We start from the raw sequence: 245 nt of genomic DNA, 5'->3' as shown, positions 1-245 counted from the left end.
GCAGCGGGGCGTGCTCCTGGGGCGCGGGGTCGGGCGCCCACCGCGCGAGCAGCGTCGGGGCCGCCCAGAGCGCGGCGACCACGGCGTCCGGCGTCAGCAGCGGCCACGCCCGTACAAAGGTCCCGGTGGGTTCGTCGTCGTGCCGCAGCCACCGGCGGATCGAGGACTCCGGGACATCCTCGTCGCGCATCTGGTCGACGAGCCGCTCCAGCAGCTCCTCCCAGACCTCGTCGCGGGCCTCGTTG

Annotated in this window: 1 pseudogene; it reads right to left on the bottom strand. The window is 75.5% G+C overall.

Annotated features, from left to right (window positions below):
* Nucleotides 1-245, bottom strand: a pseudogene (locus tag KVS71_RS18195) (AAA family ATPase); the annotation flags it as partial.

Origin of the sequence: Microbacterium sp. GbtcB4, assembly GCF_019091465.1 — a bacterium.
GTDB classification, from domain to species: Bacteria; Actinomycetota; Actinomycetes; order Actinomycetales; family Microbacteriaceae; genus Microbacterium; species Microbacterium paraoxydans.
Note: the sequence above shows the minus strand (reverse complement) of the source record. Positions and strands in the feature narration are given on the sequence as shown.